The sequence below is a fragment of the Comamonas piscis genome, assembly GCF_014109725.1.
Classification (GTDB): Bacteria; Pseudomonadota; Gammaproteobacteria; order Burkholderiales; family Burkholderiaceae_C; genus Comamonas; species Comamonas piscis.
Genome location: NZ_CP058554.1, coordinates 3,355,677 through 3,367,644, shown reverse-complemented (window position 1 = coordinate 3,367,644; position 11,968 = coordinate 3,355,677). Strand labels below are relative to the sequence as shown.

The window sequence follows — 11,968 nt, the reverse complement described above, 5'->3', positions numbered from 1 at the left end:
GCTTACTGTAAATCAGCCGCGCTGGGCAGATGCACGGCCTTGTGGTTTTCTCCGGCTTCGATTTGTAAACGATTGGCATGCAGCACCGCTCGCAGGGTGGCCTGGGCCACGGCCTCGGCCGCCATCGTGGCCAGCACCATCATGCCCAGGCTGCGCCCGCTAGCGCCGGTACCAAGGCAAAACAGAGTGTCGCCGTCAGACATGGTGTGTACTGGGTTGATGGCGCGGGCCAGCCCGTCGTGGCCCACCGTCGCCAAGCGGTTGGCCTGGGCCTTGGTGATGATGGCGTCGGTGGCGATCACGCCAATGGTCGTGTTGCTGCCTGCCAATACTGGCTGGGGCAGGTCGCCGCGCAGCAGCGCGCGGCGTGTGTCGATCAAGCTGCGCCCATCGGGGCTGCGTGCGCCAGCCACCACCTGGGCGGTGTCCGGGTTCAGTACATCGCCCAGCGCATTGCAGGCGATGATGGCACCCATGGTGATGCCATCTACGGTGACAGACGCGGTACCGATGCCGCCCTTCATCGCCCGGTGCATGCCAAAGATTTTGCCGACTGCTGCGCCTGCGCCAGCGCCCACATTGCCCTGCGCGGGCATAGCGCTGCTGGCGGCCACACAGGCGGCATAGCCGGCTTGCGCATCGGGGCGGATACGCATATCGCCCACCTGCACATCAAACAGCACGGCGGCGGGCACCAACGGAATGCGGCCTACGCCAATGTCCAGGCCCACGCCTTGTTCTTCCAGCCATCGCATCGCGCCGCTGGCCGCATCCAGGCCCCAGGCGCTGCCGCCCGCCAGCATGATGGCGTGCACGCGCTCGACCAGGTTGGTGGGGTGGAGCAGATCGGTTTCGCGGGTGCCGGGTGCGGCGCCACGCACATCCACACCGCCGACAGCCCCGGCCTGGGCCAGGATCGCTGTGCAGCCTGTGGGGCGGCGGGTGTCGGTGAAGTGGCCCACTTCAATGCCTTGCACCAAGGTGATGGAGCCGACCGGAGCCATGGGGAGGGGGGTAGAAGACATGGCCCGATTGTGGGCCAAGTGAGGTTGTCGCTGTGGAGGCACAGGCAGCGGGCTGTCAAACAGGTGTCTGACAGCGTGCTGCGAAGGACAGATGGTCTGTGCCGATCAGGGCCGAATAACGATCTGCGGGCTGATCACAATGGCATCGGGCCTGCGGGGCGCTACCAGCACTGGGGCGGCATAGACAGGTTGCGGTGCGTAGTAGGCGGCGGGGCGGTCATGGCAACGGCGCTTTTCTTTGTATTGGCCATTGCGCTTCCACTTGCGCTCCACCTGGCAGTTGCCGTCCCAGAACTGCTCCTTGTGTTCCTTGCGGTGGTGGTGGCGGTGGCCGCCACCGTGTGCCCAGCTGGCATCGGCCAGGCAGGCAAGGGCCAGCGCAGTGAGCAAAGGGGTCAACAAACGGTTCATGGCAGGGGGTGGGGTGGTGAACGATGCTGGCAGCTTAGCGGAAAATCCTGTATCAAAAGATGAGCAATGGTTGCTTTGTACATCAGCCTTGGCGGCTGTTTTGATGGTTGAAATCTATGGCGATGACTGCTACGATTTTTCCATCTGTAAGCACCCGTTGCCGCGCTGGCGCCGGGTGCTGTTCGTCATCAGGCATTGACCGTCGTTTGCTGCTGCTCGCCTAAGCCTTCAATGCCCAGACGCATAGTCTGGCCAGCCTTCAGGTAGACGGGATTGGGCTTGATGCCTAGGCCTACGCCGGGAGGCGTGCCGGTCGAGATGATGTCGCCCGGCTGCAGGCTCATGCACTGGCTGACATAGGCGACGATCTGGGCGACGGTGAATATCATCGTCTTGGTGTTGCCGTTCTGGAAGCGCTTGCCATCCACATCCAGCCACATGGACAGGTTTTGTGGGTCCGGCACTTCATCGCGCGTCACCAGCCAGGGGCCGATGGGGCCAAAGGTGTCAAAGCCTTTGCCCTTGTCCCAGGTGCCGCCACGCTCCAGCTGCCATTCGCGCTCGGACACATCATTGATGACGCAGTAGCCGGCCACATGCTCCAGCGCCTGCGCTTCAGTGATGTACTTGGCCGCCTTGCCGATGACCACGCCCAGCTCGACTTCCCAGTCGGTTTTGGTCGATCCACGAGGAATCTCTACCGCATCATTGGGGCCGCAGATGGCGCTGGTCCATTTGTTAAAGATCACCGGCTCGGTGGGGATGGCGGCGCCCGATTCAGCGGCATGGTCGGCGTAGTTCAGGCCGATGCAGATGAACTTGCCCACGCGCGCCACGCAAGGGCCGATGCGGGGCTGGCCCGGCACTGCGGGCAGGGTGCTGGGGTCGATTGCGCGCAGGCGGGCCAGTGCTGCATCGCCAAGCTGTGCGCCTTCTATATCGCTAAGCACGCCTGAGAGATCGCGCAAAGTGTTGCTGCTGTCGAGCAGGCCGGGCTTTTCCTGGCCCACGGGGCCGTAACGCAGTAATTTCATGTCATCTCCAAAGGATCAAGGGCTAGCAGGCGCCAGTCTAGGGGCCCGCAAGTCAGGGTGCTGTCGCGCAGCGAAAAATCTCGGTTGGGTGGCAGGCTCAGTTCGACCAGCCGCCATCAATCACATGGGCCTGGCCCGTCGTGAAGGCTGCTTCGTCCGAGGCCAGATAGGCCACCAGTGCGGCAATCTCTTCGGGCTTGCCGACGCGGCCCATGGGCTGGCGGGCCACGAAGGCAGCGCGCACGGCGTCCACCGACAGGCCATCATGCGCCGCCTGGATGGCGATGCGCTGGCCCAGCGAGGGCGAATCGACGGTGCCCGGGCAGATGGCATTGCAGCGCACGCCCCGGGTGCAGTAATCGGCGGCGATGGACTTGGTCATGCCAATGACTGCCGCCTTGGAGGCGCTGTAGGCAAAGCGGTTGGGGACGCCCTTGATGCTGGACGCAGCCGACGACATATTGATGATGCTGCCCTGGCCCCGCTGCAGCATGCCCGGCAAAAAGGCGCGGATGCTGCGGTACATGGCTTTGACATTCAGGTCAAATGCAAAGTCCCAGTCCTCTTCGCTGCATTCGAGCACGCTGCCGGCATGCACAAAGCCTGCGCAGTTAAAGAGGATGTCAATGGGACCCAGCACCTCTGCCAAGGTTTGGATCTGCGCGCTGTCGCGCACATCGAGCTGGCGCGCATCCAGGCCCGAGCCTGCCAGTGGGCCGATGTGCAAGTCGGTGGCAATCACGCGGGCACCTTCGGCTGCCAGGCGCTCGGCGCTGGCGCGGCCAATGCCTTGCGCCGCTGCGGTCACCAGCGCTACCTTGCCTGCCAGGCGGCCGCTGCGCACGGAAGAAGTTGTCATGGAGTCATTCCTGTGAAAAATGCCTGGCGCGCCACGGGGCAGCGCCAAGCTTGGGGGAGAACTGGGAGGTGCTTAGAAATGCCCGTCCTGGGCCAGCTTGGGTGAGCTAGCGGCTACGCCAGCGCCGGTGCTGGGGCTGGAGGTGGCTGCCTCAGGCAGAGGGCGGCGGCCGTATTTACGCGCCCACATGGCCGTCAGAATCGGCACCAGGATGGCGGTCAACAGGCAGGCCGTGGCGGTGATGGCCGTGGCCGAATCGGCCATGGACTTGAGCTCGGGCACCATGCTGCCGATGATTTGCGGATTGGCGACGGCCGCACCGGCCGTGGATGAAGCGGCCAGCCCGGCCGTGCCATTGCCACCGCCAATGAATTTGTCCGCCAGGATCAGTGGAATGCCGGTGACGATTATCACGGCCACGCCGACAAAGACGCCAGTAAAGCCGCTCTTGGCGATGACGCCCAGGTCAATCGAGCAGCCCAGCGCAAAGCCGAAGAAGGGGATCAACGGGTGCACGCAGCGGCCAAAGAACTCGCGCAGGTTGGCATCCAGGTTGCCCAGCGCAAAGCCAATCAGAAACGGCAGCACCGCGCCGGCAAACAAGCGCGGCTCAAACACCGCCACGCCGGTCGCGCCCAGGATCAGCATGCTCACCAGCGGGCCCGACTCGATGGAGGTGAGCACAAAGGCGCCGGCTTCCTCTTGCGTGCCGTACTGCTGCATCAGCGCGGCATAGAGGCCGCCATTGGTCATGTCCATCGCGGTGACCAACGCTAGTACCGACAGCCCGGTGAATAAGCCCGTTTGGATACCGCCTGCGGGCAGAAAACGCGTCGCCACCATGGCAACGATCCAGGCCACCAGAATTTTGGTCAGTACCAAGGTGCCTGATTTTTTCAGCACCACGCCTGTTGCCTTGAGGTTGATCGTCGCCCCCATGCAAAAAAACCAGACCGCCAGGATGGGCACGGTCCCCGTCATCAGCCCGTTGGTGAACGAGCCAAAGTACTTGCCGGCATCCGCCGCAAAGGTGTGCACGCAGGCACCCAGCAGCAGCGGAATCAGCATCAGCCCGCCGGGCACACGCTCAATGGTTTTCTTGATTTCCATGTCTCGCTCCTCACACTTTGGTGGTGAATTTGTTATCGCTTGTAGAGGTGTTGTCCGATGACTATCGGAGCAACCGGAACAGTGTTCCATAAATTTAAATTGGAAAAATAGCTGGTAAACCCTTTGTCTATTTGCATTCATAAAAATTTACGGAACATTGTTCTGAAAAATTAAGAATGTGTTCCAATGGTTGCCATATCTCTTGGCTGGCCCCTTCACGGGCTGGCTGTTTTTGATCCCACCTATCCCCTAATCCATGTCCTATCCCTCCATCGCCCATGTGCCTGTTACGGCACCATCCAGCCCTCGCCACCCCTTCGATCTGCAGGGCCGTGTGGCGCTGGTCACCGGTTGCAATACCGGCATTGGCGCGGGCATTGCGGTGGCGCTGGCGCAGGCGGGGGCCGATATCGTCGGACTTAACCGCAGCGATGCCAGCCAGACAGCAGAGCAGGTGCAGGCGCTGGGGCGCAGATTTGTGCCGATACAGGCAGATCTGTCGCGAACGGAGGCGATGGGCGATGTGCTGGCCCAGGCGCTGGCAGCGGTGGGTCATGTCGATATCGTGGTGAACAACGCAGGCATCATTCGCCGAGCCGATGCGCTGGATTTCACAGAAGAGGACTGGGATGCGGTGATGAACACCAACCTCAAAAGCCTGTTCTTTCTGTCGCAGGCCGTGGCGCGCCATATGCTGGACTGTGCCGCGCAGCAGGGCGCGCAATGGCGTGGCGGCAAGATCATCCACATCGCATCGCTGCTGTCGTTCCAGGGAGGGGTGCGCGTGCCTTCCTATACGGCAGCCAAGAGCGGTGTGCTGGGTTTGACGCGCCTGATGGCCAATGAATGGGCCGCCAAGGGCATCAATGTGAATGCGATTGCACCGGGCTATATCAAGACCAACAACACCGAAGCGCTGCGCCAGGATGCAGGCCGCGCCGATGCGATCTTGCAGCGCATCCCGGCCGGGCGCTGGGGGCAGCCGGCGGACCTGGGTGGCGCGGCGGTGTTTTTGGCCTCCAGCGCGGCCAACTATGTGCATGGCCATACCTTGGCTGTCGATGGCGGCTGGCTGGCCCGATAATCGAGCCCATCCACCACAGCCCAACACAGAAGGACGGACCGATGAGCGAGAGCCCCGCAGCCATGGACAAGACCGACACCGTCGCCGCGGTGGAGAAAGCCTTTGCCATTTTGGAATGCCTGGGCAACCAGCGCGATGTCAGCGTGACCGCGCTGGCCCAGCAGCTGTCGCTGTCCAAATCGTCCGTACACCGCCTGCTGCAAACCCTCAAAGCCCTGGGTTATGTGGCGCAGGATGGCGAATCCGAGCTGTACCGCGCCACCTTGCGGCTGTTTGAGCTGGGTGGCAAGGCGCTGGAGAACACCGACCTGGTGCGCGAGGCCGATGAGGACATGCGCCGCCTGGGCGCGCTGACCCGCGAGACCATCCACCTGGGTGCGCTCGATGAAGACGCGATCATCTATATCCACAAGATCGAATCGGATTTTGGGCTGCGCATGCAGTCGCGCATTGGCCGGCGCAAGCCCTTGCACAGCACCGCCATTGGCAAGGTGTTGCTGGCCTTTATGCCGGCAGAGCAGGCGCGGGCGCTGCTGTCGTCACAACCGCTCAAACTGTTCACCCCCCGTACCTTGAGCTCCGTCGATGCCGTCATGGACATCCTCCCCCGAGTGCGTGCGCAAGAGGTGGCCGAGGATGACGAAGAGGCCGAACCCGGTCTGCGCTGTATTGCAGTGCCAGTGTTTGACCGCTTTGGCCATGTGATTGCTGCGCTGTCGGTGTCCTTTCCGATCATGCGCTGCGGCGCGGATACGCCGCACTACTACCGCTCGCTGCTCAAAGGCGCTAGCGTGGCCATCTCACAAAAGATGGGGTGGCACGCGCCGCAAGAGCCAAAAGGCGCAGAAGCTGAGCCGGGCGGCGCTGGCGACCAGCCGCTTTAACGCTGCTGGCGCTGGCTTGGTTCAGACAGAGGCCAAAACAAAATCGCTGGGCTCAAAGCGCGCACTGGTATCCATGCGCACCTGGCGCAGCGCTGCCGTTTGCTGGTGCGCGTCATACAGGCACTCGGCGGCGTAGTTGATCAGCAGGCTGCGGCGGTGCGCGCCGCTAGGGTTCAGGCTGGCGGCATGCAGCAAGTCCACATCAAACACCAAGATATCGCCAGCCTGGCCAGAGATCTGAATCGCCAGCGATTCGTCATGCTCGCTGCGCGCTGCTTCTTCGGCGTTGGGCCGGTGGCTGGTAGGGATCAAGCGGGTGGCACCGTTATCCGGCCCAAAATCATCCAAAAACGCCAAAGCGCCCACGGTATCGCCCGGGCGCTGGTTGGACAGGTCACGGTGCAGCAGCTGGTAACCGCCCCCGCCAACGGGCTCGCGCCCTTCCACCTGCGATAGAAAAAAGCGCTCGCCAATCAGCACGCCTGCAGCCGCCAGCAGCTGCGGCAGTTGGCACACCGCCAGCATCTGGGCGTTGCCCTCTACCAACGCATGGCGCCAATCCCAGCCCCGGGGCACCGGCCAATCGCTGGTGATGCCCGCATCAAAGGCCTCGCGCAAACCCGGCAGCCAGGCAGCAGGAATGGCCTGGCGCAGCAGCAGATAGCCGTCGTGCTGGAGCTGTTCGCGGGGGCCCATGGTTTGCCTTTCAAGCTGCGGGTTGGTTCAAGCAGCGGGCAGTATAGCCAGCGAGTTGGTCGCAGGCACCTGGCGCCTGACGCAGGCGCGGCTGCCAAATTGCTGAGCGCACCATCGGGCTGCGTGACGGTAGCTGCTTCTTGCCGTTGATGGATTGCGGACATTTATGTCCGATATGTTCTGAATCTCGGCCTGATTGTCTTGTAGCGGCAATCGCTGCACCATGGCGGCTGGTATTTTTCACCCGCCGCAGTCAACCGATCCGCGCGGGTTTGCACAGGACCTTCGCGTAGCGCTATGGCAGATTATTCTTCGCTTTCTTCTCACCCATCCCCCCATCTTGGCCCTAGCTGCACCCCCCAGAGCGGCGGCCTGCCGTTGGCATCGCTGCTGGCGCTCGCGCTGGCAGGCTTTGTCACCATCTTGACGGAGGCCTTGCCGGCAGGGCTGCTGCCGCAGATCAGCGCCGGGCTGGGGGTCTCGCAGGCCATGGCCGGCCAACTGGTCAGCCTGTATGCGATCGGCTCCTTGGTGGCGGCGATACCGCTGACGGCGGCCACCCAGCGCATGCGCCGCAAGCCCTTGCTGCTGGCGGCATTGGCGGGCTTTGTGCTGGCCAACACGATGACGACGTTCTCCGGCAGCTATGCGCTTACCTTGCTGGCGCGCTTGGTGGCGGGGGTGGCGGCAGGCCTGCTTTGGGCCTTGCTGGCCGGCTATGCCACCCGCATGGTTCCGCCCCACCAAAGCGGGCGCGCCATTGCGATGGCGATGCTGGGCGCGCCGCTAGCGCTTTCGCTGGGCCTGCCGCTGGGCACCTGGATGGGGCAGCACCTGGGTTGGCGCCTGTGCTTTGGCAGCATGAGTGTTTTGGCGCTGCTGCTGATGGCCTGGGTGCAGCTGCGTCTGCCCGATTTTTCCGGCCAGCCCGCTGGCCAGGCTTTTGGGTTGGGCCAGGTCTTTCGCCTGCCTGGGGTGCGGCCGGTGCTGTTGGTGGTGCTGGCCTATGTGCTGGCGCACAACCTGCTCTACACCTATATCGCGCCCCTGCTGGCGCCTGCCGATCTGGGTGGGCAGATTGACAGGGTGCTGCTGGTATTTGGGCTGATGTCGGTGCTCAGCATCTGGATCACCGGCCTGCTGATTGACCGCCATCTGCGTGCGCTGAGCCTGGCGAGCACGGGACTGTTCCTGTTGGGCGCCGTGCTGCTGGCGCTGGCGATGCATCTGCCCACTGCCGTCTACCTGGCTGTGGCCGTCTGGGGCTTGGGCTTTGGTGGGCTGCCGCCGCTGCTGCAAACCGCCTTGGCCAAGAGTGCAGGGCCGGCAGCCGATGTGGCGCAGTCGATGCTGGTGACGTCTTGGAACCTGGCCATTGCCGGCGGTGGCATCGCTGGTGGCCTGTTGCTGGCGCAGTGGGGGGTGGCGGCTTTCTCGCCAGCGGTGCTGTTGCTGATGCTGCTGAGCCTGGCGGTGGTGCTGCTGGCCAAGCGCCATGGCTTTGCAGCGGCCCAGCCCTGACAGAGCAGACGTAGAAAAAGGCGCTGAGATAAGACTCTCAGCGCCTTTGCTTTTAGGGCCTTAAATCAGCTTAGAAGCTCGCCGTCAAAGTTGCAAAGAAGCGGCGGCCGGGCAGGTAGAAATTGTTGCCCACATCGCGGTTGCCGCTGGCATTGCGGTCAAACAGGTTCTTCACCCCGGCGTTGATGCGCAGCGCCTTGTTGATGCGGTAGTTGGCAGCCAGGTCGTACAGCACATAGCTGTTCTGGATGCGCTGCTCGCCAAAGTTGGAGTTGTCGGCGAGGCGCTGGGCCAGGCCCATTTGCTTGCCCACCAGCTCGGCGCCCAGGCTCAGGCCCAGCGCGGGCATCACTTGCCAATCCAGCACCGAGGAACCACTCCACTTGGAGACGGTGGTCAGCGCCAGGCCGGTGGTCTTGTTCTCCGCCTTCAGCATATGGGTGAGGCTGTTGTTCCAGGTGATGGTGCGGCTCAGCGGCACGCGCAAATTGGCTTCCAGGCCGCGTGTGATGGCCGAGTCGATGTTCACATACTGGGCCCAGTAGTTGCTGCCGCCGGGCAGGTAGCCAATGCCTTGCGAGTCGATCTTGTCCTTGAAGTCGGTGTTGAAGAAGGTCAGGCCTGCTTGCCAGCCTTCATGCTCCCAGGCAGCGCCCAACTCCCAGTTCTGCGATGTCTCGGGCTTGAGGTCGGAGTTGCCCCGAATGCTGCAACCGCCACCGGTGTAGCCGGCAAATCCGCAGCCCGCGCCTTGCGATTGGCTCACAAAGTTCTCGTTCGACTGGCGCAGGTTGGGCGCGCGGAAACCTTCCGAATAGCCGCCACGCAGGGTCCAGGCAGGGGTCGGGTGGTAGACCAGGTAGGCGCGCGGGCTGATGTGCGAGCCGTAGTCGTCATGGCGGTCACCGCGCAGGCCCAGGGTCAGGGTCAGGTTGTCGCGCAGAAAGATCTGGTCTTCAACAAACAAGGCCTGCGACTTGGCCTGCTTGTAGCTGAGGCCGACCACGCCCGCCTCATTGGCGACCGAGCCCACCGAGTTCGGGTTGTCCAGCTCCTGGCGCTGCCACTGCGCGCCCACGGTCAGCATCTGGTCAAAGCCCCATTGGAGGGGCATGGTCACCGAGCCGTCGAGGATCAGGTCCTCCGACACCGAATGCGTGCTGTAGGTCTGGGTTGCGGTGCCACCGGGCACGGGCACAAACTGGCCGTTTTCAATCCGAGGCGCGGTCGTCTCATTGCTGTACTTGCTGTGGCTGAGCGACAGCTTGGACGTGCCAAAGCTGTACTTGCCCTGGTGGGTCAGGCTGGTGCTCTCTCGCTCCATGTTGGAGGGGCCACGGGTGGTAGCAGCCGCCGCAAAGCCGCCCGGGTTGCTGGTAGAGGGCGAGGGGCCGCCCAGCGTCTTCCACTCGGCGCGCTGCACATCCAGGCTCAGCTTATGGCTGTCGTTGATGTCCCAATCCAGGCGCGCACCCAGCGACTGGCGCTTGGCGCCTTCACGCCCGCCGCCCCAGCGGAAGGCGGTGGTGCCATCGTCCAGACCACTGTCCGCCTGGCGGTAGGTTTGCTGGCCGTTCAGCCGCAGCTTGAAGCCATTGCCCAGCGGGCCGCTGATGTTGAAGCCGCCCGTGTAGTCATTGCCACGGATGGATTCGGGGTTGACCTCGGCACCGGCCGACACCTGGCCGCCCCATTTATCACCGCCTTTTTTGGTAATGATGTTGATCACGCCACCCATCGCGTCCGAGCCGTAGAGTGAGGACATGGGGCCGCGCACCACTTCGATGCGCTCAATCGCTTCCGGCGCAATCCAGTTCAGTTCATTGCGGGTGTAGCGGTCAAAAGTCTCGCTGGAGCTGCCCACGCGCACGCCATCGACGAGGATCAGGGTGTACTGCTGCGGCAGCCCGCGAATCTGGATGCTGGTACCGCCATCGGGCGTCGTCGCCTGCGTCAGGCCGGGCACGCGGCGTAGCACCTCGTTCAAATCGGTGGCGGGCACGCGTTGGATGTCCTCGGCGGTCAGCACCGTCAAGCTGGCCGGCGCATCTTTCACCGCAGTCGCGGTCGCCGCCGCTGTGACGGTGATTGTGTCCAGCGTCGTGCCGGTTTCGGCATTGCTTTGCGCAGAAGCGGCAGACGCCAGGCACAGGCCTGCGGCCAGCGCAATGGGAAGAAGGGGGAATGAAGCAGCGGGATGGGACATGACAACAAACAATGGCGGTGAGACGGCCTGCAAGCGGCGCAGCCCCGGGCAATGCCGGGGGGCCTAGGGGTGCAGAGCGGAGCTGGCTGGCGTGGGCGCGGCGCAGGGGCCGGTCACGTTGGCTGGGGTGCAAACTAATTCGCAATCGGAATCATTTGCGACGCATGTGGCTGGTGTTTGCCTGTTTGTGTCAGTTTGTGACTATTTGGAGATCGTTTTTTGGGCTCTGCGGAGCTTGCCTTGCGTCAGGGTACTAAGGATCAAATCTCGGGATGTGTAGCTAGCAGAGCGCTGACGTCAGAAGATCCACCTCGTATTGCGAACAGAAAGATGGCCAAAAATAGATGGCGTCCATATTTATTGAAAGGTAGTGGGTGGGTGGAAAGATAAAACAGCCTGAAGTCTTTTGCACATCAGATGTGTTTATTTTCAACGGGGAGAATGCCAGTAAGTCTCAAAACCACGACCTGCTATCACGGCTCCCGGTGGTATTTTGTACGCCCAAACTAACGCAAGCATTGGGTAATATCCGAATAGCAAAGACGCATAGCAAGAGATAAAAACAAGCCACCCAGAACTAATATTCATTGCCGAGGCGAACAGCAGGGGAAGGATGACCAACAGTGCAATCGGTAAGAGCAATGTTGCAATTGCTCGGCGCTTTGTTAGCTTGACAGTGCAGGCAGTATAGGGTGTAAGTTTTGATGGCCAGATACCAAAAATCGTACTGTTGCTCATTCCCATACGGGGATGCAGAAGAACTGGTAGCAAAACACCAGCGAGCGGGACGGAGATCAATGCAGCTCCCACTTGGTACCCTGGTGCTGGTAATATTTCAAAGCCAGGTGCCAAGGCAATCCACACTACAAAAGTGACAAATGCCAGTAGCAAGCCTAAAAGAAGGGACAGCAAATGCAGAGCCCATAAAGGCAAGTAGGCAACGCGATGCCATTCACCAGAGTGAAGTTCTTCATCGCTCAATGAGTTTGGAGGTGGGCCGAGATGAAATCGCATTGGGGCATTTTATGGAATGCATATGCAATTAATTGTTGATTGATCAGAACTATGTTGTATTTGTGCGGAAGGTCAAGTTGGGAGTTCGTTCCGAAGCACGGGGAAATGGCTGAAACTCTCTAGC

At 62.1% G+C, this 11,968-nt stretch carries 12 protein-coding genes; 4 read left to right on the top strand and 8 right to left on the bottom strand.

All coding sequences use genetic code 11. The features are described 5' to 3' along the window. Nucleotides 1–2: 2 nt before the first annotated feature. Nucleotides 3–1,025, bottom strand: coding sequence for a P1 family peptidase (locus HS961_RS15205; RefSeq protein WP_238347620.1), 1,023 nt, complete (start codon nt 1,023–1,025; stop codon nt 3–5). Nucleotides 1,026–1,130: 105 nt separating this feature from the next. Beyond that, a complete protein-coding gene (locus HS961_RS15200) occupies nt 1,131–1,436 on the bottom strand; it encodes a hypothetical protein (protein WP_182323378.1) in 306 nt (101 codons plus the stop codon). Nucleotides 1,437–1,452: 16 nt separating this feature from the next. On the opposite strand from HS961_RS15200, the gene HS961_RS15195 reads away from it, so the two are divergent. Further along, nucleotides 1,453–1,635, top strand: coding sequence for a hypothetical protein (locus tag HS961_RS15195; protein WP_182323376.1), 183 nt, complete (start codon nt 1,453–1,455; stop codon nt 1,633–1,635). On the opposite strand, the gene HS961_RS15190 is transcribed toward HS961_RS15195, so the two are convergent. The 3 genes from HS961_RS15190 to kdgT all read right to left on the bottom strand — a co-directional run bounded on the left by HS961_RS15190 (nt 1,625) and on the right by kdgT (nt 4,439). Continuing rightward, on the bottom strand, nt 1,625–2,470 hold the full coding sequence (locus tag HS961_RS15190; RefSeq protein WP_182323374.1) for an ureidoglycolate lyase: 846 nt from the start codon (nt 2,468–2,470) through the stop codon (nt 1,625–1,627). The genes HS961_RS15195 and HS961_RS15190 overlap by 11 nt on opposite strands. A 97-nt stretch (nt 2,471–2,567) precedes the next feature. After that, nucleotides 2,568–3,329: an SDR family oxidoreductase gene (locus HS961_RS15185; RefSeq protein WP_182323372.1), complete on the bottom strand. Its 762-nt coding sequence runs from the start codon at nt 3,327–3,329 to the stop codon at nt 2,568–2,570. A 72-nt stretch (nt 3,330–3,401) separates the two neighbouring features. Beyond that, nucleotides 3,402–4,439 (bottom strand): 2-keto-3-deoxygluconate transporter, encoded by a 1,038-nt coding sequence (kdgT, locus tag HS961_RS15180; RefSeq protein ID WP_182323370.1) that lies wholly within the window; start codon nt 4,437–4,439, stop codon nt 3,402–3,404. A 256-nt stretch (nt 4,440–4,695) separates the two neighbouring features. On the opposite strand from kdgT, the gene kduD reads away from it, so the two are divergent. Both kduD and kdgR read left to right on the top strand, forming a co-directional pair. Continuing rightward, complete coding sequence (kduD, locus tag HS961_RS15175; RefSeq protein WP_182323368.1) at nt 4,696–5,523, top strand: 2-dehydro-3-deoxy-D-gluconate 5-dehydrogenase KduD; 828 nt, start codon at nt 4,696–4,698, stop codon at nt 5,521–5,523. A 41-nt stretch (nt 5,524–5,564) separates the two neighbouring features. Further along, on the top strand, nt 5,565–6,407 hold the full coding sequence (gene kdgR / locus HS961_RS15170; protein WP_182323366.1) for a DNA-binding transcriptional regulator KdgR: 843 nt from the start codon (nt 5,565–5,567) through the stop codon (nt 6,405–6,407). 21 nt (nt 6,408–6,428) lie between these two features. Here the strand turns inward: kdgR and HS961_RS15165 are convergent, their stop codons facing one another. Then, entirely contained in the window at nt 6,429–7,103 is a 675-nt protein-coding gene (locus HS961_RS15165) for a phytanoyl-CoA dioxygenase family protein (RefSeq protein ID WP_182323364.1), read from the bottom strand. Between the two features lie 297 nt (nt 7,104–7,400). On the opposite strand from HS961_RS15165, the gene HS961_RS15160 reads away from it, so the two are divergent. Continuing rightward, nucleotides 7,401–8,624: an MFS transporter gene (locus HS961_RS15160; protein WP_182323362.1), complete on the top strand. Its 1,224-nt coding sequence runs from the start codon at nt 7,401–7,403 to the stop codon at nt 8,622–8,624. 70 nt (nt 8,625–8,694) lie between these two features. On the opposite strand, the gene HS961_RS15155 is transcribed toward HS961_RS15160, so the two are convergent. Both HS961_RS15155 and HS961_RS15150 read right to left on the bottom strand, forming a co-directional pair. Then, nucleotides 8,695–10,830, bottom strand: a complete 2,136-nt coding sequence (locus HS961_RS15155; RefSeq protein ID WP_182323360.1) for a TonB-dependent receptor domain-containing protein — start codon at nt 10,828–10,830, stop codon at nt 8,695–8,697. A gap of 429 nt (nt 10,831–11,259) precedes the next feature. Then, nucleotides 11,260–11,811 carry a hypothetical protein gene (locus HS961_RS15150; RefSeq protein WP_182323358.1) on the bottom strand — a complete coding sequence of 184 codons (552 nt, stop codon included), beginning with the start codon at nt 11,809–11,811 and terminating at the stop codon, nt 11,260–11,262. Nucleotides 11,812–11,968 lie beyond the last annotated feature (157 nt).

Bases quoted from the DNA above. Each gene is read 5' to 3' on its own strand.
- HS961_RS15155 (WP_182323360.1), bottom strand. From the start codon at position 10,830: ATGTCCCATCCCGCTGCTTCATTCCCCCTTCTTCCCATTGCGCTGGCC.
- HS961_RS15185 (WP_182323372.1), bottom strand. From the start codon at position 3,329: ATGACAACTTCTTCCGTGCGCAGCGGCCGCCTGGCAGGCAAGGTAGCG.
- HS961_RS15190 (WP_182323374.1), bottom strand. From the start codon at position 2,470: ATGAAATTACTGCGTTACGGCCCCGTGGGCCAGGAAAAGCCCGGCCTG.
- kdgR (WP_182323366.1), top strand. From the start codon at position 5,565: ATGAGCGAGAGCCCCGCAGCCATGGACAAGACCGACACCGTCGCCGCG.
- kdgT (WP_182323370.1), bottom strand. From the start codon at position 4,439: ATGGAAATCAAGAAAACCATTGAGCGTGTGCCCGGCGGGCTGATGCTG.
- kduD (WP_182323368.1), top strand. From the start codon at position 4,696: ATGTCCTATCCCTCCATCGCCCATGTGCCTGTTACGGCACCATCCAGC.
- HS961_RS15165 (WP_182323364.1), bottom strand. From the start codon at position 7,103: ATGGGCCCCCGCGAACAGCTCCAGCACGACGGCTATCTGCTGCTGCGC.
- HS961_RS15205 (WP_238347620.1), bottom strand. From the start codon at position 1,025: ATGTCTTCTACCCCCCTCCCCATGGCTCCGGTCGGCTCCATCACCTTG.
- HS961_RS15160 (WP_182323362.1), top strand. From the start codon at position 7,401: ATGGCAGATTATTCTTCGCTTTCTTCTCACCCATCCCCCCATCTTGGC.
- HS961_RS15200 (WP_182323378.1), bottom strand. From the start codon at position 1,436: ATGAACCGTTTGTTGACCCCTTTGCTCACTGCGCTGGCCCTTGCCTGC.